General features: G+C 35.9%; 23 protein-coding genes. 14 read left to right on the top strand and 9 right to left on the bottom strand.

Features of this window, described 5'->3' with window-relative positions:
* Window positions 1–77: 77 nt before the first annotated feature.
* Window positions 78–650: an RdgB/HAM1 family non-canonical purine NTP pyrophosphatase gene (gene rdgB / locus ACZZZI_RS13630; RefSeq protein WP_344766906.1), complete on the bottom strand. Its 573-nt coding sequence runs from the start codon at window positions 648–650 to the stop codon at window positions 78–80.
* A gap of 32 nt (window positions 651–682) precedes the next feature.
* On the bottom strand, window positions 683–1336 hold the full coding sequence (locus ACZZZI_RS13625; RefSeq protein ID WP_463489694.1) for a hypothetical protein: 654 nt from the start codon (window positions 1334–1336) through the stop codon (window positions 683–685).
* A gap of 167 nt (window positions 1337–1503) precedes the next feature.
* Here ACZZZI_RS13625 and ACZZZI_RS13620 point away from each other — a divergent pair, with 167 nt between their 5' ends.
* From ACZZZI_RS13620 to ACZZZI_RS13600, 5 genes are all read left to right on the top strand, one after another.
* Complete coding sequence (locus tag ACZZZI_RS13620) at window positions 1504–2028, top strand: hypothetical protein (protein ID WP_316756252.1); 525 nt, start codon at window positions 1504–1506, stop codon at window positions 2026–2028.
* A 61-nt stretch (window positions 2029–2089) separates the two neighbouring features.
* Complete coding sequence (locus tag ACZZZI_RS13615; RefSeq protein ID WP_316756250.1) at window positions 2090–3457, top strand: peptidylprolyl isomerase; 1368 nt, start codon at window positions 2090–2092, stop codon at window positions 3455–3457.
* Window positions 3458–3462: 5 nt separating this feature from the next.
* Entirely contained in the window at window positions 3463–4425 is a 963-nt protein-coding gene (locus tag ACZZZI_RS13610; RefSeq protein ID WP_316756248.1) for an AAA family ATPase, read from the top strand.
* A 212-nt stretch (window positions 4426–4637) separates the two neighbouring features.
* Complete coding sequence (locus tag ACZZZI_RS13605; protein ID WP_463489693.1) at window positions 4638–5051, top strand: hypothetical protein; 414 nt, start codon at window positions 4638–4640, stop codon at window positions 5049–5051.
* Between the two features lie 91 nt (window positions 5052–5142).
* On the top strand, window positions 5143–5346 hold the full coding sequence (locus tag ACZZZI_RS13600) for a hypothetical protein (RefSeq protein ID WP_316756244.1): 204 nt from the start codon (window positions 5143–5145) through the stop codon (window positions 5344–5346).
* 65 nt (window positions 5347–5411) lie between these two features.
* On the opposite strand, the gene ACZZZI_RS13595 is transcribed toward ACZZZI_RS13600, so the two are convergent.
* The 5 genes from ACZZZI_RS13595 to msrA form a co-directional block, all read right to left on the bottom strand.
* The gene (locus tag ACZZZI_RS13595) at window positions 5412–6296 is read right to left on the bottom strand and encodes a glycerophosphodiester phosphodiesterase family protein (RefSeq protein ID WP_463489692.1); all 885 of its coding nucleotides are present in this window, start codon (window positions 6294–6296) and stop codon (window positions 5412–5414) included.
* 98 nt (window positions 6297–6394) lie between these two features.
* On the bottom strand, window positions 6395–7255 hold the full coding sequence (locus tag ACZZZI_RS13590; RefSeq protein WP_316756240.1) for a nuclear transport factor 2 family protein: 861 nt from the start codon (window positions 7253–7255) through the stop codon (window positions 6395–6397).
* Between the two features lie 77 nt (window positions 7256–7332).
* Window positions 7333–8310, bottom strand: a complete 978-nt coding sequence (locus tag ACZZZI_RS13585; protein ID WP_463489691.1) for a M28 family peptidase — start codon at window positions 8308–8310, stop codon at window positions 7333–7335.
* A gap of 120 nt (window positions 8311–8430) precedes the next feature.
* Window positions 8431–9891 carry a cysteine--tRNA ligase gene (gene cysS / locus ACZZZI_RS13580; protein ID WP_463489690.1) on the bottom strand — a complete coding sequence of 487 codons (1461 nt, stop codon included), beginning with the start codon at window positions 9889–9891 and terminating at the stop codon, window positions 8431–8433.
* Window positions 9892–10238: 347 nt separating this feature from the next.
* Window positions 10239–10835 carry a peptide-methionine (S)-S-oxide reductase MsrA gene (gene msrA, locus ACZZZI_RS13575; RefSeq protein WP_316756234.1) on the bottom strand — a complete coding sequence of 199 codons (597 nt, stop codon included), beginning with the start codon at window positions 10833–10835 and terminating at the stop codon, window positions 10239–10241.
* 259 nt (window positions 10836–11094) lie between these two features.
* Between msrA and ACZZZI_RS13570 the strand changes: the two genes are divergently transcribed.
* Window positions 11095–12057, top strand: coding sequence for an isopenicillin N synthase family dioxygenase (locus tag ACZZZI_RS13570; protein ID WP_316756232.1), 963 nt, complete (start codon window positions 11095–11097; stop codon window positions 12055–12057).
* A 159-nt stretch (window positions 12058–12216) separates the two neighbouring features.
* Complete coding sequence (locus tag ACZZZI_RS13565) at window positions 12217–12792, top strand: tetratricopeptide repeat protein (protein ID WP_463489689.1); 576 nt, start codon at window positions 12217–12219, stop codon at window positions 12790–12792.
* A gap of 233 nt (window positions 12793–13025) precedes the next feature.
* Here ACZZZI_RS13565 and ACZZZI_RS13560 read toward each other — a convergent pair whose 3' ends face one another.
* Both ACZZZI_RS13560 and ACZZZI_RS13555 read right to left on the bottom strand, forming a co-directional pair.
* Window positions 13026–14843 (bottom strand): serine hydrolase domain-containing protein, encoded by a 1818-nt coding sequence (locus ACZZZI_RS13560; RefSeq protein WP_463489688.1) that lies wholly within the window; start codon window positions 14841–14843, stop codon window positions 13026–13028.
* Window positions 14830–16464 (bottom strand): amidohydrolase, encoded by a 1635-nt coding sequence (locus ACZZZI_RS13555; RefSeq protein WP_463489687.1) that lies wholly within the window; start codon window positions 16462–16464, stop codon window positions 14830–14832. The genes ACZZZI_RS13560 and ACZZZI_RS13555 overlap by 14 nt, the downstream gene beginning before the upstream one ends.
* A gap of 232 nt (window positions 16465–16696) precedes the next feature.
* Between ACZZZI_RS13555 and mutL the strand changes: the two genes are divergently transcribed.
* The 7 genes from mutL to ACZZZI_RS13520 all read left to right on the top strand — a co-directional run bounded on the left by mutL (window position 16697) and on the right by ACZZZI_RS13520 (window position 24937).
* Entirely contained in the window at window positions 16697–18532 is a 1836-nt protein-coding gene (mutL, locus tag ACZZZI_RS13550; RefSeq protein ID WP_463489686.1) for a DNA mismatch repair endonuclease MutL, read from the top strand.
* Between the two features lie 111 nt (window positions 18533–18643).
* The gene (locus ACZZZI_RS13545; RefSeq protein ID WP_316756221.1) at window positions 18644–19351 is read left to right on the top strand and encodes a rhomboid family intramembrane serine protease; all 708 of its coding nucleotides are present in this window, start codon (window positions 18644–18646) and stop codon (window positions 19349–19351) included.
* Complete coding sequence (locus tag ACZZZI_RS13540) at window positions 19344–19613, top strand: hypothetical protein (RefSeq protein WP_463489685.1); 270 nt, start codon at window positions 19344–19346, stop codon at window positions 19611–19613. Before ACZZZI_RS13545 ends, ACZZZI_RS13540 begins: the two co-directional genes overlap by 8 nt.
* Window positions 19576–20199: a rhomboid family intramembrane serine protease gene (locus ACZZZI_RS13535; RefSeq protein ID WP_463489684.1), complete on the top strand. Its 624-nt coding sequence runs from the start codon at window positions 19576–19578 to the stop codon at window positions 20197–20199. The genes ACZZZI_RS13540 and ACZZZI_RS13535 overlap by 38 nt, the downstream gene beginning before the upstream one ends.
* Window positions 20200–21315 carry an endonuclease/exonuclease/phosphatase family protein gene (locus tag ACZZZI_RS13530; RefSeq protein WP_344766866.1) on the top strand — a complete coding sequence of 372 codons (1116 nt, stop codon included), beginning with the start codon at window positions 20200–20202 and terminating at the stop codon, window positions 21313–21315.
* 113 nt (window positions 21316–21428) lie between these two features.
* The gene (locus ACZZZI_RS13525) at window positions 21429–22061 is read left to right on the top strand and encodes a nitroreductase family protein (protein WP_344766863.1); all 633 of its coding nucleotides are present in this window, start codon (window positions 21429–21431) and stop codon (window positions 22059–22061) included.
* 149 nt (window positions 22062–22210) lie between these two features.
* Entirely contained in the window at window positions 22211–24937 is a 2727-nt protein-coding gene (locus ACZZZI_RS13520; protein WP_463489683.1) for an Ig-like domain-containing protein, read from the top strand.
* The last annotated feature ends 95 nt before the right edge of the window (window positions 24938–25032 follow it).

Below are 25032 nucleotides of genomic sequence, written 5' to 3'. Positions count from 1 at the left end.
AAATACGCTGGAAATTGTTACTTTTTTGGATAACAGACAAAGTAAAAAGAAGAGTAATCGTTTCCTTTAAAAAAAAATTATCCTTTTAAAAACGCGATCATCTTTTGCAGTGCAATTGCCCTATGGCTAATTTTATTCTTTTCAGCCATTTCCATTTCGGCGAATGTAATCTGGTAACCGTCAGGTTGAAAAATCGGATCGTAACCAAAACCTTTTGCACCCGATAATTCTGTTCTTATAGTGCCATTGATTACGCCTTCAAATAAATAATTTTCGCCACCACGCATTAAGGAAATCACCGTTTTAAATCTGGCCTTTCGATTTTCTATGCCTTCTAGTTTATGCAAAACCAGTTTAATATTATCCAAAGGATCTCTGCTTCCAGCATATCGGGCAGAATAAACACCAGGTTCACTATTTAAAGCCTCAATTTCAAGGCCGCTATCATCAGCGAAGCAATCTAAATTGTAGTGCGCTACAACATAACTGCTTTTTAATGTTGCATTACCTTCAAAAGTATCAGCCGTTTCTGGGATGTCGGTAAAACAACCTATATCTTCCAGATTAAGCACTTCGTATTGGCCACTAAGGCTTAAACGAATCTCTTCTGTTTTATTTTTATTATTCGTTGCGAAAACAAGCTTTTTCATAAAAAATGTGAATGGTTCTGGAAATTTGACGATTATTTAATCTTCTGGAGATTTCCCCAAAGCGATTTCTTGGCTGACAAATCGCTATCTAAAGGATGAAGATTAGGCGCAAAAATTATCCTCGTTGTTTCATGAACAATAATTTCTCCTGCCCAGTTTAAATTAAGTTGTAAGTGGCTTGCCTCTACCCCAAACGAAAGCATAATTTGTGGTTTAAAAAATTGATGTAATTCCGCGTAAGTTGTTCCCTTATAATTAGCATAATTTAATAAGGCAAAATCGGGTGTAGCTAAATCAACTGCTTTTACAATTTTTCTAAGTAATTCTCTACCTTGTTCTGTGCTCACATCGTAAGTTGCATCGTTTACTAAAATCAATACCGATTTTTTATTTCCTCCTAAAAATTTAAATGCTTTAGGTTGTAAAGGTTCTTCCACAATAGGCAGAATTTCGCCTTTTTGCGCATAACTTCCTGATGGTGATAACGGTTTTTCGGCAGGAATTACGGTGTTTTCTACTACAACAACTGCTTCTTTTGCTTCAATCTTTGGAATAGAAACTGTTGCAGAAACCGCATCAGTAACAGCAGGAAGCACGATTTCAACAGATTTATCTTCAACAACGAAAACATCATCTGTAAAAAATAATCGTAAAGCATTCGCATTGTTGGTAACCTGACTTTCCATTCGTATTTTTGCAGTATAATAATTTCTGTTAAAATTAGTTAAATATCTTATAATAGCCCTGCTTATTGTTACTTTTATCCTTTAAAATTTATAGAATATTCTGTGTGAGAAAAGCATATTGCTTATTTGTTTTCAGTTTGTTATGTAGTTCAGCGTTTGCTCAAAACGTGGCCATAATTAACAGTAAACCTTTAAGTAGTAAGGAGTTTATGTGGGCTTATAAAAAAAGTCATAACGGAAACACACCTTCAGATTATAACGACTTACTGGCTTACCTAAACTTATACATTGATTTTAAATTAAAAGTATTGGATGCCCGTGAGATGGGTTTGGATAAAAATGCCACCTACCAGGAAGAAGTTAAAACTTATGAAAGTGCTTTAACTACGCATAAAAAAATAAGCAATTCGGGTAAAGACCATAATTATCTGGTAAATGAATATAAAGAAGGCGTTTTAATGTTTAACGTTTCTGAACAAAAAATTTGGGAAAAAGCACAGGAAGACGAGCAGGCAATTGACGATTTTTACAGAAAAAACAAAAAGAATTACAATAAAGAATTAAGTGAAATAAGAGGCGAAGTTATCGCCGATTATCAACAGAAACTGGAAGAAGATTGGTTAAAAAATCTTCGCGAAAAGTATCTGGTAAAGATTAATGAGAATGAAGTGAAAAAATTAGCGAAGTTATAAATCGCCTTCAATCCGCATTAATTAAACCATTAGTATTAAATTTGAAAATATAATAAATAGAATGAAGAAAGTTTTTTTAGCAGTAACCGCCTTACTGAGTTTGTTTTTAAATACTTACGCTCAACCAGGCAAGCATAATATTGATAAAGTTGCTGCTGTGGTAGGTAATAACATTGTTTTATTATCTGATTTAAATCAACAATATACGCAATACTTATATCAGGGGAATCAACCCAACCCAAGTATTAAGTGTATGATTTTACAACAAACATTAACCCAGAAATTATTGAAACAGCAAGCCGAAATCGATTCGGTTATGGTAGAAGATAATCAGGTTGATGATGAGGTTAACAGAAGAATGCGTTCGATGACTCAACGTGCAGGCGGACAAGAACGTTTGGAGCAATTTTTAAATAAATCATTATTGCAATATAAGGATGAAATGAGACCATCGATTAAGGATGAGTTAATTGCCCAAAAAATGCAATCGAAAATTACCGAACACATTAACGTTACACCAATGGAAGTTGAGAAATATTTCAAATCCTTAGGTGATTCTCTTCCAGAGTTTAATACAGAAGTTGAAATCGGTGAAATTGTTTTAAACCCAAAGCTAACTAAAGCAGAAAAAGAGCGGTTTCATGATAAAATTGAAGCATTACGTTTAAGAATTAAAGGTGGCGAGGATTTTGGTGCTTTAGCTAAAGCTTATTCAGAAGATCCAGGTTCGGTTAGTGATGGTGGCGATTTAGGTTTCTTCGACAGAAGTATGATGGCTAAAGAATTTACAGCATGGGCTTTTAAACTTAAAGCAGGCGAAATGTCGCCAGTGTTTGAAACGGAGTTTGGCTACCATATTTTGCAGGTAATCGAGCGTAGAGGTGAACAAGTTCATGCCCGTCACATCTTAATTATGCCAAAAAGTACACAGGCGAGTTTAGATAGAACAAAAATTCATGCAGATAGTATTTACAACAACATTATCGCTAAAAAATTAACTTTTGCAGCTGGTGCAAATTTGTATTCGGATAATAAAGAAACTAAGTATAACGGCGGTATGATGCTTAATGCAGAAAACGTACAGGCACGAACCACATTTATTCCAATTGATAAATTAGATCCATCTGTATTTTTAGTTATTGATACAATGAAAGTTGGCGGTGTTTCTAAGCCCGATTTATTTACGGCTGCTGATGGTAAGCAAGGTTATCGTATTTTATATTTAAAATCTAAAATACCACCACACAAAGCAAATTTAGCACAGGATTTTCCAAAAATTAAGGAGGCCGCACAAAGCGACAAAACAAATCGTACCTTAAGCGAATGGTTTGAGAAACGTCGTGAAAGTACTTTCATTAAAATTGATGATGAATTTCAAGATTGCGACCAGTTAAAAATCTGGACTAAAAAGAATACCGAAACTAAATAACGCCAATGCAGTATAAGAACGAAGTAGAAGCTGTAGATGCTCTTCACCAATCATTTAATAACATTAAAGCTGAAATCAGCAAGGTTGTAATTGGTCAGGACGACATTATAAAATCTGTTTTAATCGCCATATTTAGCAACGGACATTGTTTGTTGGTTGGCGTACCTGGATTAGCAAAAACTTTACTTGTACAAACAGTAGCATCGGTTTTAGACCTCGATTTCAATAGAATTCAATTTACACCCGATTTAATGCCGAGCGATATTATCGGCGCAGAGATATTAGGAGAAGACAGGCACTTTAAATTTATTAAAGGGCCTGTTTTTTCAAATATAATTCTTGCCGATGAAATTAACCGTACACCACCAAAAACTCAGGCTGCTTTATTAGAAGCCATGCAAGAGAAATCGGTTACCGCTGCAGGGCAAACCCATACTTTACCGAAGCCATTTTTTGTACTGGCCACTCAAAACCCTATTGAACAGGAAGGCACCTACCCGCTTCCTGAGGCGCAATTGGATCGTTTTATGTTTAACATCCAGTTAAATTATCCAGCTTTTGCTGATGAGTTAACAATTGTTAAAAACACTACGAGTAATAAAGCCATTCAGCTTCAAAAAATCATCCATGCAGATGATATTCAATATTTCCAGAAGTTAATTCGTGATATTCCGGTAACGGATAACGTTTTAGAATATGCGGTAAAACTTGCCGCTAAAACCCGTCCGAATAGCGAATTTGCAACTGATGCAATTAATAAGTACATCAGTTGGGGCGCTGGTCCGCGTGCCTCGCAGTTTTTAGTTTTAGGCGCAAAATGTCACGCTGCAATTTCAGGTAAATATGCGCCCGATATCGAGGATGTACAAGCTGTTGCAGAACCAATCCTGCGCCACCGTATTGTGCGTAATTACCGTGCCGAAGCTGAAGGCTTATCTATCGAAAAAATTATTAAAGATTTGTTGTGAAACTGAAATAGTAAGTTAATATGTTAAGATACTCTTTAATCATATTAATTTTCTTGTGCTTCAAAAACGGGTATGGCCAATCAGAAGAAATTTATAGATTAACTTTTTCTGATAAATCAAATTTCAAAATTACTACGGCTTTAGGCAATAAGCAACCTTCAAAAATTTATATCATTAACACAACTGAACCGTTTTATTCTAAAAGATTTTGGTTGGATGGAATTAATTTAAAATCAGCAAAAGTTCTTCATGAAATAAAAGACGATGAACATCATCCATATCACAATGTATATTTGTTCAAGGATGAAAAACTAAATTCTAAATTTTCTGATGAGGAGAAAAAATATCTGAGCGCCAAGGCAAAATTGACAAAACCAAAGAAAATTAATTTAAAAGGTACAAATTACTCAACGATCAAATTGTCATCAGAAATAAAGACTTTTTATTTTAAAACATCTGAACCAATTTTCAGCAATGATAGACAATATGCATTCATTAATTTCACCGCATTTAGTTCTAAAAGCAAAAACGAAGAGAACTATTTTTCAGATACATGTGTGATTTATAAGCGAACGAATGGTAAAGGCTGGAAAAAATCGGGCATAGTAGATCGTCGGATTCTTTAGATAAATAAATTCAAATCTTTATAATTTAAACTTTGTTGCTATCTTTACCAGACAATTACAAAGCATAAATCTTAAATCAAAAATATTCGATATGTCAGCTCACGACTCACACGCACCAGTTCAAGAAACAAAAGGTATTTGGGCATTGCCATTAACCGCATGGATTATTGTATTAATTCTTTGCGTTGCATTTACCAGACCAATTTTCAATCACGAAGAACCTAAGTCATCTCACGAAAAAACTGAAGCACCTGCACATCATGAGAAAGCAGAAACTGCTGAGCCGCATCATTAAGATAAAATAACATGACATAAAAAAAAGCGCTGATTTACATCAGCGCTTTTTTTATGCTTTTAAAGCTATTGAATCTGGCTGATTAAATTCGGATAATCCGTAATTACGCCATCAACACCTAAATCCATAAAATATTTAATATCCTTAATTGTATTTACCGTCCACGGGATTATTTTAATGCCCATTGCATGGCAGCGATCAACCAGTCCTTTTCCAACTAAAATAGAATATGGGCTATAAATGGTAGGTTTAAACCCAAGCTTCTCAATATAAGTTTCAAAAGGTTCTTTTTCATCAATAAGTAAAGAAGTTTGAATCTTAGGATATTTTTCGTGTAAGTATTGCAAAGTTCTCATATCGAAAGATTCGATAATAACCCTTTTTGCAAGTTTCTTATTGTTAATTACATCCATAATCAAATCGACAAATTCTGCCGGCTCTGGATGAAATTCATTATCGCCGTTTTTAATTGTTTTCGTTTCGATACTATAAACAGGCTTGGCCAGCTTATTTTCCTTTACATACTGCTCAACAGCATCAATGGTTTCAGAAAGTAAAGGCTTGGAAGCTTTATATTTCATTTGCCCAGGAAAACGATTATGCACTTTACTTCCAACATCAAACTTCCTTATTTCATCATAATTCATTTTATAAATATTGAAGTTCTTTTGATCTTTTAAGGTAATTGCCTTCCCATTTGGCTGTAAAGAAATTTCGTTATTAAAATAAGGTTCCTGCGATAAAACAACTTGCTTATCTTTCGAAATTACTGCATCCATTTCCAATGTATGCACACCTAAATCCAATGCTTTTAACATGCCTTTAATTGTGTTTTCGGGCATAATGCCACGAGCACCAGCTTTTCCCTGTACATCGAATTTTTGCTTTTGTGCAAATACATTTAAGAACAATAGCGTAAAGAGCGGTAAAAGAAATGATTTTTTATACATGAAACTTGTTTTAGGAATAAACGTAAAATTAGGGATTTACTTATAAAAAAAGGGCTTTCTTTTTACGGAGAGCCCTTTTCAACATTCACATTAAAATATTATCTTTCTGCGGGTACAAAGGCCTGAACAATTAAATTCCAGCTTGCATCGGCAGCTTTTTCGTAAACAAATACATAGTTAAAACTTTCGCGTAAATCTGCTTTATAATCTACAGTTGCAACACCATAGGTATAAGCAAAATCACTCCCCGCTGCTTTATCAACACCTGTCGTTTTTAAATTGATTTTACCGATCATACCGTTTAAAAAAGAAAGCACTTTTCCTTTTCCTTCAATGGCTTCGTTGCCAGGGAAAAGCAAACGGGCATCATTAGTTAAAAACCCACCAAAAGCACCAATACCATGTGTTTTAAGGAAGGTATTAAGTGTTTTTTCGGTAGTAAGAATAACATCCTTACCTGCCTTTATTTCTTTTTCATTGATAAAAGTTTTCGGTGCAATGCGTTCTTTAGGCTCAACAAATCTATCTGCAATTTTAGCAAGAGGCTTATTACTTTCAGTTCCTAAATCGATAGCAAGTTTCCACTTACCACCTTCAGCCTTCCAAATAGAAAGGTATTGACCATATTTTTTATCGGTTTTACCAACCTGATAAGTTCCGGTTGTAAAACCCCAATCGCCACTTTTTGAAACCTTAGCTAAATTTGGTTCCCAACTTACTTCGTTCATGCCTTTAGTTTGCGCACCATAAAAAGTTTTTGCATTAACAGGGTTAGGCCTGAAAACCAATGTATTTGCCGAAGAATATTCCAGATACGAATCCTTGTCACCGATTTTAGCAATCGATTTTTCGAATTCATTTTCAGCATTTACAAGTGATTTTGTGGTTCCATCGCTTTTCTGCGCAAAAGCACTTAAAGTTAAAGCAACCGCTATTGTGGTTGAGAATAGTTGTTTCATTTGTGTTTTAATAAGGTATGACGAATATAAAAGTTTCTTTGAAGTGTGTTTGTAAAAGTAATTAACAATTGAACATTTTACTTTTCGCGATAGATGGTTTCGAGAACCGTTTGCCCAGTCGCCTTTAAAGTATTTTTATCAATGTTAGCTAAATTATCTAACTGCGTATGCCAGTTGATGTAAAAACCGCTGTTATCGTTGTAGTGAATAATGTCAATCGATGGAACACCTGCTTTGTTCATCCAGAAATGATCATCAACCAATTTACCACTTTGAATACTTACAAAATATGATGAGTAACCAATTTCGCTACCGATGTTCCAAACTTTACTTACAACATCTGGTGCGGCCTGACGAGAAATTTCGTCTTGAGTAAACTGAGCGCTTCCGCCCCCTACCATATCGAGGTTAATACCATATAATGCTTTATAGCCAGTAGATATTGCATTTTTTGCCCAAAACTGAGAACCTAAACACCAGGTCGTTTCATCAGGTGTTTCATCATTTGCTTTACCATAATCTTCTAAATCCCATAAAGCAAAATCGACACCAACATTTGGCTGTTTTTGCTGAATTTGGCGAGCCATTTCTAAAATTACCGCAACACCACTTCCACCATCATTTGCTGCATCAAAAGCTTTTGTATGGTTTGCAGGGTCTGTATCCTGATCCGAAAACGGGCGAGCATCCCAGTGGGCACTAATCAAAACTCTTTCTTTTTTCTCAGGACTAAAAGATGCCATAATATTTTTCAACTGATAGCTTTTACCGTCGTAGGTAGTTGTTTTCTCCCCTTGAATTTTAACATCAGCACCGAAAGATTTTAGCTTGGCAACCAAATAATCGGCACATTTTTGATGAGCCGTAGTGCCTGGAATTCTTGGTCCGAAATCTACTTGTGCTTTGGTATAGGCAAAAGCAGAATCGGCATTAAATTCTGGCGAAACCAATTTTATTTCTTGTACTGTGGTTTCTTCTGTTGCTTTTTTATCGTTCTTACAGGCCTGAAATCCGATAATTGCAATTAAAGGCAGTATTAAAAGTTTTTTATTCATTTTATTAATTTCCTATAAATTATAGAATTCTGCGCCCTGCTATAAACATTATGCTTCCCCTTCGAAGGGGGAATGAGCTACTACTAAAATTAAAATCGCAATAAGAAACGTAGTTCTAAACTATGCTTTACTCCAGGTTGTACCCTCTTTACCATCTTTGAGCTGAATACCCAATTCCTGTAAACCAATTCTAATTTTATCAGATGTAGCGTAATCTTTGTTTTCTTTAGCTTCTTTACGCAATTCGATAACCATATCTAAAACGCTGTTTAATTCTAAATTGTCTGATTCTTCATCTTTTAAACCTAAAATATCGAAAACGAAATCGTTTATCAAAGCCTTTAATTTCTCCAGTTCATCGGCCGAAATTTTTGCTTTATTATCGTAAACAGTGTTAATAATTCTTACCGCTTCAAACAACTCTGCAATTAAAACAGGACTATTAAAATCATCATTCATTGCATTTATACAGTTTTCCTTTAATGCATCGATATCAAATTCATTTTGCTCAGAAACTGATAATTTATCCAATAAATTAACCGCAGCCATTAACCTGCGAAAACCTTTTTCCGATGCATCAAGTGCATCGTTAGAGAAATCTAAAGTACTGCGATAATGCGCCTGCATCATGAAAAACTTAACCGTCATCGGACTATAACCCTTTTTCAAAAGCGGGTGGTCGCCTGTAAATAACTGTAAAGGAAGAAATCCGTTACCAGCTGATTTAGACATGCGGGTTCCATTCACGGTTAGCATATTGGTGTGCATCCAAAAACGAGCAGGCTGGTGGCGACTGCAAGCCTCAGACTGGGCAATTTCGTTGGTATGATGCGTTGCGGCTAGATCCATACCACCACCATGAATGTCAAATTCGGCACCTAAATATTTAGCACTCATTGCAGAACATTCTATATGCCAGCCTGGAAACCCCATTCCCCAGGGCGATTGCCATTGCATCAAAGTTTCAGGCTTTGCCTTAATCCATAATGCAAAATCCAGTCTACCGCGTTTTTCATCCTGTCCACCCAGTTCGCGGGTGTTGTTCAGCATATCTTCGAGGTTACGATTGGTTAAAATGGTGTAATTGTATTCTTTGCTATATTTTTCTACATCGAAATAAACATTGCCCCCAATTTCGTAGGCATAGCCATTTTCGATGATTACTTTAATCATTTCAATTTGCTCAATAATATGCCCTGTAGCGGTTGGCTCGATGCTTGGCGGCAAGGTATTAAACATGCGCATTACATCATGGAAACCTAATGTGTATTTCTGCACAATTTCCATTGGCTCTAATTGCTCCAGCTTTGCTCTTTTTGCAAATTTGTCATCACCCTCATCGCGATCGCCTTCCAAATGCCCGGCATCGGTAATATTACGTACATATCGAACCTTATATCCAGCGTATTTTAAATACCTGAAAATTAAATCGAACGACATAAATGTGCGGCAATTACCTAAATGCACATCGCTGTAAACAGTAGGACCGCAAACATACATCCCAACATTGGGCGCATTTAAAGGTTGAAAGAGTTCTTTTTTACGAGTAAGCGTATTGTAAAGCTGTAAGCCAGTATTCATATTGCAAATGTAATATTTACCATCGGAAAGTTCGGAGTTGGTTAATTGTTTAATTGCTCAAAACAATTAATTGACAATTTACAAATCAAATACGCTTTATTTTAATCGAAAAGCAATACCTGTATTTCAGTTAAAGCTTGTTCCTGCTTTTCATTGCAAGCCGCCCCCTCATAAAACCTGCGAAGTAATCAAGCAAACCATAAAAATTAATAATTGTGCTTAAATTGGGGTGCGGGCTTTCCATTGCAATCAGGTTTATAAACAAAAAATTCTGCCGAACACAAAAATGCTCATGCAAAAAACTCCATTAGAGATTTTGCCTGAGCATAAATTATTGCCTTTAAAACTTATTTAAGTTTTGCCTTAAAAATCTTTTCCAGTTTTTCCAGTTTCGGCAAAATCACTAATCTACAATATGGTGCATCAGCATTGTTTTTATAATAATTTTGATGATAACTTTCGGCAACATAAAACGGCTTTACAGGTTCGATCGCTGTTACTACTTTCTTGCCATAAGCGTTCGCAGCGTTTAACTCTGCCTTGTATTTATCTGCCAACTCTTTTTGTTCTGGTGTATGGTAAAAAATTACCGAACGGTACTGGGTTCCGCTATCTGCACCTTGACGGTTTAAAGTTGTTGGATCGTGGCTTTTCCAAAAAACCTCCAATAAATCTTTATAAGTAATTTGCATTGGGTTATAGGTAATCTCTAAAACTTCGGCATGACCAGTTAAGCCCGTGCAAACTTCTTCATAGGTTGGATTTGCAATTTTGCCGCCTTCATAACCCGATTTTACGGAAACTACACCTTTCAATTTTTGAAATATAGCCTCAGTACACCAAAAGCAACCCATTCCAAATGTTGCCTTTTCCGTTTTCTTTCCTTGCGCATTGGCCTGGTTTAAGGCCAACACCGATAATAAGATTAAAATTATTTTTTTCATGTTGTGTGTGTGTGATTTTTAAGAATACTGCAGCTAAAGCTATTAACATTCTCCTTACTATATTACGAAATAAAATGACTTAAAGTTTCTCAATAATTAATAATGGATTTTGTGTGACAAAGCGATATTTTGTGGATTTTGCATTCAATGTTAATAACTTAAAACACTGATAATTAAATTAATAAAGTCATAATCACAAGCCTCCAAACACTTATTAACAATTCTTTTTTAAATTCGTAGAACATTAAAATAAAAAATTATGTCTACACCCTATATTCCATGTTTAGATTTAGGTTCATACATCAATGGAACTGAAGAAGAACGCAAAAAGTTTTCTGATGAGCTTGGAAGAGCTTTTAACGATTCTGGTTTTGTAACCATTACTAACCATGGCTTAAGTCAGGAATTGATTGATAAACTTTACACAAACATTCAGTCGGCATTTGCTTTACCAGTAGAAACTAAAAGAAAATACGAAAAACCTGAACTTGCAGGTCAGCGTGGTTACACCAGCGCTGGTAAGGAAACCGCTAAAGGTGCTAAAACGCCTGATTTGAAAGAGTTTTGGCAAATCGGACAGGAAGTTACCGATGGTGATCCAGTTAAAAATGAATACCCAGATAATGAAATCCTAGAAGAATTACCTGATTTTAATAAAGTTACAGGCGATACATACAAAAAACTGGAAGAGAATGGAACACATCTTTTACGTGCCATTGCTACTTATTTAGAATTACCAATTGATTATTTCGACAAGCATGTACATAACGGAAATTCGATATTAAGAGGTATCCATTACTTCCCGATTGAAAACCCTGAAGTTATCCCTGATGACGCTGTTCGTGCAGGCGCACACGAAGACATCAACTTAATTACTTTATTAATTGGTGCTAGTGCCGATGGACTTGAAGTATTAACCCGCAGCAATGAATGGTTACCAATAAAAGCACATCACACGGATATTGTAGTAAATGTTGGCGATATGTTGCAACGTTTAACCAATAATAAATTAAAATCGACTACACACAGAGTGGTAAATCCACCTCGTGAGTTAATGAAGACCTCTCGTTTTTCGGTACCATTTTTCCTGCATCCGCGTAGCGATATGGATTTAACGAGTTTACCATCTACAATCGATGCAGAACATCCTAAAGCTTACAGCGATATGACTGCAGGTGAATATTTGGATGAAAGATTAAGAGAAATTGGATTAAAGAAATAAAAGCTTGAATAAGTTGAAAGTATAATGTTAAAAGCATCAGCAAAAGTTGATGCTTTTTTTTGTCCATACAAAAAAGCTGATGATTTAACATTATTTTTATTTTCGAACATTAAATTTACTACATGAAAAAAAAATATCTATTAGCCCTCTTATTATTTATTGGAATTAATTCTGTTTTCGCTCAAACTAAAAGTATCGAAGATTTGTACTGGGATTATACAATGGTTAGGATGGCGCCAGCAAAGCGAGCAGAAGCGAGCAGAAGCGATTGATTTAGGCTTATCGCTACTAAACAGAAAAGCCGAACTAAAGACAAAACAAATTTCTAACGTTACTTATCATTTAGGCAGACTTTACGAGGAAAGCAATCAAATGGATAAAGCCGTTCCGTACTACGAAAGCAGCATTAAGTTAACGCCAGGCTATTACGTACCCTATTTGGCTTTGGGCAGTTTTTATGCTAAAGATTGCAAGGAAATGGTTGCAAAAATGAATCAGGCGGCCAGCGCTAACGACGCTGCATTGCACAGCAAAATACTCGAAGACTATAAAAAATTAGCCTTTAAAACGGTTGCCTATTTGGAAAAATCTTATGCCTGCGATCCTGATGAAACAACTAAAGGTATAATAACTTATTTGTATCAGACATCCAAAAATACAGAAGCCATTAAAAGTTTCGACGCCAGAATTAAGCAACTCGAGCAAGGATGCATCACCCTGCTTGATGACGAATAAATAAAGATCTTATTGCGAGGAGGGGGTGGCAGCTTCGATAACCTAGAAGAACCCCTAAAATAGCACAGCCTTTTAGGGTCCTACCAGTGTTCAACTCCATATCAAGTCCATGTCAAGTCCATGTTTTGCGGTAAAAACACGGACTTGTTTTGGATTAAACTAAAATTTAGTGCGGCGATGGTAAGGCGCAGCTATACATAAGCCAAGACTAGGCAAGCCTTAAGCAGTGCTGATTACTTTTTGGACTCATCAATTGCCTTATTTACTACATCCTGTATGCGACCTCTAATTTTTAAATCAGAGAGCTTATTGCTTACCGATGGATTAACTCGGTTCGAAAGGAAAACATAAACCAAACCACGAGATGGATCAACCCAAATACAGGTTCCTGTGTAGCCCGTGTGCCCATAGGTTTGTGCTGATGCCAAATCAGATGGGTAATGTTTGGTGGTATCCGGATCCCAACGATCGAAACCTAAACCACGGCGGCTCACAGCTGATTGCTTAGAGGTAAACATATCTACCGTAGACGCTTTGAAATACTCTTCTCCACCGTAAGTACCACGATTTAAAAGCATTTGATAAATTATAGCTAAATCGTTAGCGCTCGAAAATAAGCCAGCATGGCCAGATACTCCGCCTGCCAGGGCCGCACCCTGATCGTGCACATAACCGACTAACAATGTTTTTCTGAAATACTTATCATCTTCCGTTGGAATAATCTGCTCAGGCTTGAAGCGATTTCTAGGTAAAAACCCTGCGGTTTGCATACCTAAAGGTTTGTAGAAATTTTCGTAAGCATACTGATTTAAAGGCTCCTCGCTAATGTGCTCAACAATATCTTTCATCACATACATACTGATATCGCTGTAAATATATTGCCCACGAGTCTTAATCGGCGAATTAAGCATTTTAGGCCACATAAAATCTTTAAAAAAGCCTTTTTTGATGTAATAGTTATCGGCAACCTTGGTTGGAAAAGCCGCAGAAGAATCTCTGCTGTAATCTCCTGTTTTTACATAATCATGAAATGGAATGTATGGTATAAATCCTGCCTGATGCAACATGACTTCACGAACCTGAATGTTATTCATTGGCGTGGTACGGGCTTTTGGAATATATGCGCCGATATTGGTATCCAGCTTCAATTTGTTTTCTTCGAAAAGGCGCATAACGGAAGGCGTGGTAGCCGTTACTTTGGTAACCGAAGCCAAATCAAAAATATCAGTAACCTTATCTGGCAAAGTAGAATCATAAGTATGGGTTCCGTAAGCTTTATTAAAAATCACCTTACCATCTTTTGCAACTAAAACCACTAAACCTGGGGTCGCTTTTTGACTAATGGCTTCTGCCGCAATCCCATCAATTTCCTTAAAACTATTTGAATTTAAACCTGCATCTTCAGGTACTGTATATTTCAACCTTGTTGCCGAAGTTGTAAAACCAGAGCCAATGGTATATTTTGCAGAATAAGCTGTTGTTAGTTTATTTGTAGCCGCTATACCACCAAAAATATACTGTGGCACAATTGCTGCAGCATCGATAGAATTCTGGGCAGTCCAAACAATCGGGGTATTTAAAACATCAAAAGATTTTAAACCCGTACCATTTCCAAAAAAAGAAACGATAACTGTTTTGTTTTTACTAAGGCTGTTTATGAAGTTGATGTATTTTGCCTTATTTATATTCTCATCATCAATAGCAATTAAAATCGTATTAAAATACTTCAACTCATCCTCTAAATCATTCAGATTTACGCTGTCTTTATAAGAATCGGCGGAGAATGAGGTGATTTTATCGTACTTATTAGCCAAGCTATCGAAAACCGAGCTATAGGCAAAGCTTAAACTTACTGATGCAATATTTTTTTTATCGAGTTGTTTTAGTGGTACGATTGCATCCTGATTATTTAATAAAACAGTGGTTTTTGATATTGTATTGGCAATGGAAAGTTTCTTTTCATTTGCTGCATGATCTTGCGCACAAGCCATCAAACATAAAACATTAAGGAAACAAGCCGCAGCCAGAATGATTAATCTACTTCGCTTCATATACTTTTTCTCCGTTCAAATAGGTTTTTAAAACTTTGGTTTTTAATATGTTTTGTGGTGATGATTTTAAAATATCGTTATCTAAGATTACAAAATCGGCAAGTTTTCCTTTTTCCAAGCTTCCCTTTTCATTTTCTTCGAAGTTAGCTTTTGCCGCCCAAATGGTCATGCCTTTTAATGCTTCTTCTGGCGTTAGGGCATTTTCTACCTGAAAACCACCTTTAGGAAATCCTTTTGCATCTTCTCTAACCGTTGCTGCATAAAACGTTAATAATGGATTAATGTTTTCTACTGGAAAATCAGTCCCTAATGGAATCCATCCGTTTTGTTTTAGTAATTGCTTGTAAGCGTAAGCACCTTTTAATCTTTCGGCACCCAATCTTTGTCCTGCCCAATACATATCTGAGGTTGCATGTGTAGGCTGCACTGATGGAACAATACTCGCCTGACCAAATAAGTCAAAATCATTTGCATTAACAACCTGGGCGTGTTCAATTCTCCAGCGTTTATCGTTTTTGCCCTTTAAAATTTTATTATAGATTTTCAGCATAACCCGATTGGCCGAATCGCCAATTGCATGTGTACACATTTGAAAATTATGTTCTGCAATTTTTATTGCAACTTCTTCAAAATGCTTTTGGTCGCTTAACAAGAAACCTGTTTTCTCTGGCACATCGGTATAAGGCTTTAACAAACAAGCCCCACGAGAGCCTAAAGCACCATCAGCATAAACCTTAAAAGCCCGAACATTTAACCGATCGGTTTTAATGGCACCACGTTTAAAAAGGTAATCGTAGTTTTGAGGTGCATCAGAAAGCATTACATATAAACGCATTTTAAGTTTGCTTTCTTTTTGTAGTTTCTCAATAAAATCTACAGCCTGAAAAGGCAAACCACAATCATCTATAGTAGTTAAGCCTGCAGCAAAACAATTCTTCTGTGCATCCATAAAGATCTTTTCTGCCAACTTTGCATCAGGTTCTGGAATTTTACTTTCTACCAGCCCTACTGCATTATCAATTAAAACACCAGTAAGTTTTCCGTTTTGGGTAAGCATATCGCCACCTGTTAACTGCTGTGCATTTTTAATTCCAGCATCATCAAAGGCTTTTTGATTGGCAATAGCGGCATGGCCATCAATACGCGTTAAAAAAACGGGGCGACCTGGAAAAAGTGCGGTTAACTTTTCATTTGTCGGAAAAGCTTTATCTTCCCAATCATTTTGATCCCAACCATTGCCGATTAACCAACCGTTGGGGTGTGTTTTGGCAAAATCGGCTAAGCGTTGAAGCACCTCCGCCCAAGATTTTGTTTCACGTAAATCGGCGGTTTGCAGGCTTTGTCCGTACCCGTAAAAATGTGCGTGTGCATCAATAAAACCTGGATATACCGTTTTGCCTTCTGCATTAATTTCTTCAGTTCCTTTGAATTGTTTCTTAATCTCATCGCTTGTACCAACCGCCAGTATCTTACCATCTTTTACAGCTAAAGCCTGAACCGTATCGAAAGTAGAATTAACGGTGTAAACCCTGGCATTGTAAACGATTAAGTCGGCCTGCTCTTTTTTGCTACACGATGAGAAAAAAGCCAATGCAACTAGTGCGTAGAGAAATGATTTCATGAAGATAAAGATAGAAAAAATGTAAGCAGAAGTGTTTGTAAATTAAATGTTAGCTAACCATAAAAATGCAACCCTTGAAACAGATTGCTTCGTACCTCGCAATGACGAACAAGAAATAGCGCCATATCAGTTTATGGCTTTTAATTACAGTCATTTATCTGTTGAGTTTTAAACAAAACACATTCATTAAGCTTATTTTGCATAATTTAGCGAATTCACATTGCCATATTACATGACTGATATTATTCACCTGTTACCCGATGCTGTTGCCAATCAAATTGCTGCTGGAGAAGTTGTTCAAAGACCTGCCTCTGCGGTAAAGGAATTACTAGAAAATTCTATTGATGCTGGTGCAGATAAAATCCAACTGGTTATTAAAGACGCGGGTAAAGCACTAATTCAGATCGTTGATAATGGTTGTGGCATGAGCGTTACCGATGCCAGAATGTGTTTTGAACGCCATGCAACATCCAAAGTAAAAAAGGCCGAAGACTTATTTGCCATTCGAACAATGGGTTTTCGTGGTGAAGCTATGGCTTCTATCGCCGCAATTTCGCAGGTTGAAATGAAAACCCGCAGGCATGAAGATGAAATTGGCACCTGTATAACCATTGAAGGTGCGCAAGTTACTGCTCAAGAGCCTGTAGCGACCTCGCCAGGCACTCAAATTTCAATCAAGAATTTATTTTTTAATACGCCAGCCCGAAGAAATTTCTTAAAAAGCAATCCAGTAGAAATGCGCCATATTCTTGATGAATTTCAAAGAGTTGCATTGGCTCATCCTGCCGTTTTTTTTAGTTTACATCACGATGGAACGGAAATTTTTAACCTTCCAAAAGGAAATTTAAAACAACGTATTGTTCATCTATTCGGTAACAACTACAACGAGCGTTTAGTTCCGGTTGAAGAAGATACAACTATTATTAATCTTAAAGGATATATTGGAAAGCCAGCTTTCGCCAAGAAAACCAGAGGAGAACAGTTCTTTTTTGTAAACAACAGATTTATTAAAGACCCCTACCTCAATCATGCAGTAAGTTCCGCTTTTGAAGAGTTGTTGCCTGATGACAGTTATCCGCTTTATGTATTATTTATAGAAATAGATCCTTCAAAAATTGATGTCAACGTTCATCCAACGAAAACAGAAATTAAATATCTGGATGAAAAATCCATTTATGCCATTCTTAAATCTGCTGTAAAACGCTCAATTGGCAGATACAATATTTCGCCAACTTTAGATTTTGATCAGGAAACAGGTTTCAGCAATATGATTTCGCCAAAAGCGGTAGAAGATATTGTACCGCCCAGCATAAATTTCAATCCAGATTTTAATCCTTTTGCTACCGAAACAACTTCCGTTTCAGGCTATGCCTCATCACCAAGAAATTACGATGCAAAACCAAGCGCAAAAAACTGGGGTTCGTTATATGAAATTACCGAACAGCCTGTTGTAGAGCAGACTTCATTTTATGCAGATGATGCTATTTTAGAAACCAAGCAAAAACAATATATGCAATTGCATAATCGTTATATGGTTTCTCAAATCAAATCGGGTTTAATGGTTATCGATCAGCAAATGGCGCACGAACGCATCCTTTACGAACGTTTTCTCGTACATCTTGATGATAGAAAAGGCGCTTCGCAACAAAGTTTATTTCCACAAACCATAACGCTTAATGCCAACGATTTTGAATTGGCTAAAAGCTTGCTCGATGATATTAAAAGCTTAGGTTTTGATGTTCGCGAGTTTGGGAAAAACACATTGGTTGTAGAAGGTATTCCTGTCGATTTAGGAAGTTCAAACATTAACGAAACTCAATTGTTTGAACAGCTTATTGAAGGTTTTAAAAACACACAGCAAGAATTAAAGTTAACGAAACGCGATCGCCTGGCTCGAAGCCTGGCTAAAAATAGTGCAATAAAAGCAGGAACAACTTTAGGGCAAGAAGAAATGAATACATTGATTGATGAGCTTTTCGCATGTAAAACCCCTAACTTTAGCACCAGTGGAAAACCAATTATCCAAACGATTACATTAGCTGAACTGGATAAAAAATTTGAAAAGTAATTGGAAGCTGAAGGAAGAAACAGAAAGCGTAGCAGGTATCAAGCATCAAAACCAGAGTGAAAAGCTGAAAGAAGTTAATGAAAAACCCAAAAGCAATAGAATAATAAATAAATGAATAACATACATATACCGCCTGTTGTAAAAAACCTTTTAATTATTAATATTTTATTTTTTGCAGCTACCTGGTTTTTTCAACAGAAAGGAATCCGTTTAGATAATATACTTGCGGTTTATTATTTCGACTCTCCAAATTTTAGATTTTGGCAACCGCTAAGTTACATGTTTATGCATGGAGGATTTGCCCACATATTCTTTAATATGTTTGCTTTATATTCTTTTGGAAGCTTGTTAGAAACGAGATGGGGGCCTAAAAAATTCATTATTTTTTATCTGATTACTGGATTGGGGGCTTTAGCCTTGCAATGGGCGGTACAAGCTTTTGAAGTTCACCAGTTAATCGGACAGTTTACTTTATTTGAGGGTTGGCAAACAAAAATTACAAGTCAGGCACAGGCAAATACGCTCGGCTCCATTTATTATGGAGGCATGTTAGGTGCCTCGGGTGCTATATTTGGCTTATTGGTTGCCTTCGGTATGTTGTATCCAAATGCCGAATTGTATATTATGTTTATCCCCGTTCCAGTTAAAGCAAAATACATTATCCCCGTTTATATTTTAATAGAATTATCTCTTGGGGTTGCTCAGTTTGAAGGCGATTCAATTGCCCATTATGCCCACTTAGGCGGTGCATTAATTGGCTTTATTTTAGTTAAAATATGGAAGGATAAACAAACAACATTCTACACTTACTATGAATAACAATATTTTTAAAGATTTAAGTTCTAAAGTATTCCGTTCGGGTAATCCGTTGTTTCTGTATATCGGGATAAATACCATAATCTTTCTTTTAACTGCCGTAATTGCTGTATTTGCTTTTTTAACCCGAAGCAATATCGATGTTTATGAATTTGTAAGAAACTATTTAGGTTTACCTGCAGACTTTAAGCAAACTGCCAGAGCGATTTTACACCGTTTTTACCTACATGTTTTTTCACGATGGATTTTTCCATTTCTTTTTTAACATGCTGGGTTTATTTTGGTTTGGGCAAATTTTTATGAACTTTTTAAAGAGCCGCCAATTCCACTTCGTGTTTATTGCTGGCGGGTTAGCAGGTGCTTTATTTTTTATTGCAGGTTTAAACCTATTCCCTGCATTTTCAGATAACCTTGGCGGAATTACTGTTATTGGCGCTTCTGGTGCTGTAATGGCTATTATTGTTGCAACGGCAACCCTTGTACCGAACTATGCTATTTTCTTAATGTTTTTAGGAGAAGTAAAAATAAAATACTTAGCCATTGCTTATTTCGTTTTAGATATTCTTGCACTTGGCTCTATAAATGCAGGCGGAAGCTTTGCGCATATAGGTGGTGCAGTTTTAGGTTTTGTATTTATTAAGAGCTTACAAGGTGGTCGCGACTGGAGTAAAATTTTCGAAAAAAAATCAAAACTAAGGGTTGTAAAAAATGAGCAACCAATTAAAAAGCCTACTTTTAAGGGCGTTTCGCAAACAGAGATTGATGAGATTTTAGATAAGATATCTACATCAGGCTATGATAAGTTATCCGCAACTGAAAAAGAAAAATTGTTTAAAGCTAGTAAAGATTAAATGCCAAAGCCTAAATCAAAATATACTTTTTTTGATAAAATATTTTTGCCCTTAACCATTGTTGCGGCAGTTTGTTTGCTATTGGGAACCATTGCAGGTGGGGTTGATCCACGTACAAATATTTTATTTGCGTACTTCGCCTTAGCCTATCCCTACTCCCTGCTAATTAACATTTTCTTTTCAATTTGGTGGGCGTTAAGAAAAAGATGGGCTTTCGTTATTGTTATTGTTTGTTTAGTTGGCATAGGATATAAAACCTTACATGCAACTTTTGGCTTTGGTGGTATTGAAGGCGAAAGCCAAAAAACCGAAGGCTCTATTAGAATGATGACCTACAATGTGCACAGCTTTAAACTTTTCGGAGAAAACAACACCATCCCAGCAAAAGAAAAAATGTTGAAGGTGGTTAAAGACCAAAACCCAGATATTATTTGTTTTCAAGAATTTTATACCAGAAAAAAAGGCCAGTTTAATACCATTGATAGTTTAAAAAGATTGTTAAAAACCGACTATTATTATTTTCAACCTGCAGAAGAAAACGATTATGATGCTTTCGGTTTAGCCATATTTTCTAAATATCCGATTAAAGAAAAAGGTAAAATTATTTTTGATGCCGCTGGCGATAATATGAGTATTTACGCCGATTTAGATATCAGCGGAAAACCTTTAAGGATTTTTAATGTACACTTTCAATCGATCAGCTTTAAACCACAAGACTATCAGTTTCTTGATCAGTTAACTCAAAAAACAAGAGGTAAGCTGTATGCATCGAAAAGAATTTTAGTCATGCTAAAACGAGCATTTATTAAAAGAAGTGAACAAGTTGATATTATGAAAAAAGAGATGGCAAAATGCAGTACGCCATATCTTATTGCCGGCGATTTTAATGATACGCCAGCATCATACGCTGTTAATCAAATTACCAAGGGCTTAAACAATACTTTTACCGAAAAAGGCTCGGGGTTTGGCAAAACATATAACGGTAAGTTCCCTAATTTTCAAATCGATTATATTGCAACAACAAAAGATTTAGAAGTTATAAATTATCTAATCCCAAAGGCAAAGCTGTCCGATCACTTTCCTGTTAGGGCGGATTTGAAGTTTAAAGATTTTTAAATTCATTACTATCCTTTGTGATAGCAGGCCGCTTTCTTACCATACATCAACAATCGACTTTAATATATTTCAGATATTTGTTTCATTAATTGAAATAAAAAATATCCGAAAATATGAGTTTATTAGAAGCTTTAAACTGGCGTTATGCCGTTAAGAAAATGAATGGTCAACCTGTTGAACAAGAAAAGGTAGATCAAATTGTTGCTGCTGCACATTTGGCCCCAACTTCATCAGGTTTGCAACCATTTAAAGTTATTGTGGTTACTAATCAAGAATTAAAAGAGAAAATTGCTCCAATTGCATTCAATCAATCTCAAGTTATAGATTCATCTCACTTATTGGTTTTCGCAGCGTTCGAAAATTATACAGAAGAAGGCATTGATGCCGTTTTTACCCGCATGAATAGCGAACGTGGCTTACCAGAAACAGGTACAGATGCTTACAAAGCTCAACTAAAAGGTATGGTTTTATCTAGAACTGCAGAAGAAAACTTCAACCATGCGGCTCGTCAGGCTTATATTGGTTTTGGTGCTGCAATTGCACAAGCTGCCTTATTAAAAGTAGATTCTACACCAATGGAAGGATTTAATGGTCCTGCACTTGATGAATTATTAGGACTTAACAAACAAGGTTTACGTAGTGTAACCTTATTGCCTTTAGGCCATCGTGATGAAGCGAATGACTGGTTAGCAAACCTTAAAAAAGTACGTACACCTTTAGAAGAATTTGTTATCGAATACAAATAAAAAATTCAGCAGATAAAGTATAATCGATTACCTGTTCTATTAAGTTAGAACAGGTTTTTTTATGTAAAAAAATGTTAAACACAATCACAAACTATGCGCTCTATTTATAATTAGATATATTTACCGTCTTAGTAATTAATTTCCTGTTCATGAAGATTTTTAGACTTTCATTAATATTAGTTTCATTTTTATCCATATTAAACTTTTCTGCATCGGCACAAACAGATACAGTAAGCATTAACACTATAATTAGTAAAACAAACAAGGTTTTGAACGATTATCCTGCAGAGAAAGTTTATCTCCATTTCGATAAACCTTATTATGCAGTTGCAGATACTGTATGGTTTAAGGTTTACCTTACCGAAAATCAAAACTTTCTATCTGGCATTAGTAAAATCGTTTATGTTGATGTGATAAACCAACGTGATTCGTTAATTCAAACCTTAAAATTACAGGTAAACGGCGGTACGGCAGAAGGTAATATTCCATTATCAATGGATCATTATAAACAAGGCAATTATCATTTCAGAGCCTACACCATGTGGATGCTAAACTCTAATGACCCTGCGTATTTTAATAAAACTTTTTACATTGGAGAAGCCATTGACAAAGAATTAAAAACTCATATCAGTTATAAAAACTCATCAACCGATAAGCAAGAGAAAATTGATGCCCGTGTTCAATTTAAAGACGCAAACAATAAACCATACGCCAATAAGAACGTAAACTGGCAAGTTATTACGAGTTATACCGTTATTGCCAAAGGAAGGGGCACAACGGACCCTAATGGTTTTCTTACCATTAGTATGACTGCCAACCAAAAAGCTGAATATCAATTACAAAAAGGCGAGCTGATTACCAGTATCAATACAAGCGAAAAAGACATTATTAACAGCACCTTTCAACTTAAAAATGCCATTATCAATAAAGATTTTCAGTTCTTCCCCGAAGGCGGAAATTTAGTTGCAGGCTTAGCAAATAAAGTTGCATTTAAAGGCGTTAAAAGTGATGGTTTGGGCATCAATGCAAAAGGTACAGTTAGCGATAGTGATGGAAAGCAAGTTGCAACATTTAGTGCTCAACGTTTAGGTATGGGTAGCTTCATGTTAACGCCCGAGGCTGGTAAAACCTATAAAGCATCGATAACATTTGCAGATGGTTCAACGCAATCAGCTAATCTTCCAGCTGCTGTAGAATCTGGCATTTCGATCGTTATTGATAATACAGATGCAGAAAATGTAGCTATTAAAATTGCCTCTAACGATGCTTTCTTCGAAAAAAACAAGGGCAAAAAATTCTATTTAATTGCGCAAAGTAAAGGTGTCATCTGTTATGGTGCGCAAACAATCTTAGCAAATAAAGAGTATAACACAACAGTACAAAAAAACAAATTCCCCTTAGGTATTGCTCAGTTTACCTTGTTTAACGAAAGTGGTAAGCCCTTAAGCGAGCGTATCGTTTTTGTACAGCACAATAATAATTTAGCCCTGGCTTTAACCAGTCCTGTTGCAACCTATGGCAGCAAGAAAAAAGTAAAGATAAATTTAAACGCAAAAAAGGATGGCTTACCTGTTGAAGGGACTTTTTCTGTATCGGTGATCGACGAAACCAAGGTACCTTTTAATGAAGATGGCGCTTCGACAATTTTAACAGGCTTGCTTTTAAATAGTGATGTTAAGGGATATATAGAAAGACCTAATTATTATTTCACGCCAGGCGATGCAAAGAAAGCCGCTGATTTAGATGTGCTTTTATTGACTCAGGGGTATAGAAATTATTCTTACACGGACATTATTCAGGATAAAAAGCCTACAATAAATTTCCTTCCTGAACAAGGCATTGAGTTTTCGGGAATTTTAAGAATGAGTAATGGTATTCCAGTTAGAAAGGGCGCATTACTTTTAACTATTCCTGATAAAAGAATTAACATGGAAGGTACAACCGACCCTGTTGGAAATTTTAAATTCTCGAATCTGGTTTTTACCGACTCGTCTAAAGTAACCATTACCGCAAAATACAATGTCAACTATAAGAATATGACTTTGAGTTTGAATGGCGCTCCAACGCCATCTGTAAGTAGAAATTTTAGCGCTGCTGATGAAGTATTAAACATTGACAGTACACTTACAACCTATCTTGATAATAGCAAAAAACAATATTCTTACTTACACACGCTTAAGGAAGTAACCGTTAAAGGAGCTGCAGTACCTAAGGTGAGCCATAAAGACTACCCTGCTTTGACTGGCCTAAGCCAAATGGCTGATCACGAAATTTCTGGAGATAGGTTAACAGGCTGTTCTTTAATTATTAGCTGTTTGCAAACCATGGCTATGGGAACCACCTTTATTGATAATAATTTTTATGTAACCAGAGATTATAACCAGGGTAAAAAAATACCAATGGGAATTTTTATAAATGGGATGATGATGGATGTTAATCAATTAAATACCATTGATGCAAACAATATTGAATCTGTAGAAGTGTTTTTAAGAGATGAACTTGGATTAGTTAACCGAAATAATAACATTAATGGTGTAATTGTAATTAATCAGAAAAAAGCACCTAAAGGAACTAAAATATCAAAATCTGAGTTAATGGATATGCTTCCTAAATATTACGAGTTAACCTTTACCCCACAAGGCTACAGTAAAGCAAGGCAATTTTATATGCCAAAATACGATGTTCCAGCAAATTTAAACCGTAATGATTTACGCACCACAATTTATTGGAACCCGCAGGTTATAACCGATAATACAGGTTCAGCTTCCTTCGATTTTTTCAATGCCGACGGTAAAGGTCAATATAAAGTAGTGGTAGAGGGTATTGATGCTAACGGGAATATTGGTCGGTCAGTTTTCAGATATACTGTAAAATAATAGGCAACAAAATAAAGCGTTTGTATTAAAATTATTTTGTCATTCTGAGCTTGTCGAAGCACCTTTTAAATTATTATTGAGGCATTTCGACAGGC

Source organism: Pedobacter sp. AC190, from assembly GCF_979258025.1.
This window is presented reverse-complemented; position numbering and strand designations above follow the sequence as displayed.